The organism is Psychromonas sp. MB-3u-54 (assembly GCF_002836415.1).
Lineage (GTDB): Bacteria > Pseudomonadota > Gammaproteobacteria > Enterobacterales > Psychromonadaceae > Psychromonas.
Genome location: NZ_PJBP01000067.1, coordinates 1 through 239 on the forward strand (window position 1 = coordinate 1; position 239 = coordinate 239).

1 pseudogene is annotated in these 239 nt (G+C 47.3%); it reads right to left on the bottom strand.

Annotated features, from left to right (window positions below):
- Positions 1-34: 34 nt before the first annotated feature.
- A pseudogene (locus CXF72_RS00605) lies at positions 35-239 on the bottom strand (DUF4136 domain-containing protein); the annotation flags it as partial.

A 239-nucleotide genomic window follows, 5' to 3' on the forward strand; every position in this document is an offset into this window, starting at 1 on the left:
AGAGTAAAGACTCCTCTATATAAGCCCGAAGACACTAGCGGCCTGCCGATGGGAAATCACCCATCATAATGCCCAAAACAGATTGTAGTCTCTCGCCTGTTTCATCCTCCTTTATTTGTTCCAAATCATTAATCCCCTGCATGGCAGAGCGCCAGTAGACCTTGTTCAAATCAGCACTGAGCACATTAAGCATCACTGTCCCCTGTTTATAACCGGGAAGATGGACTTTGGCTGTGCGC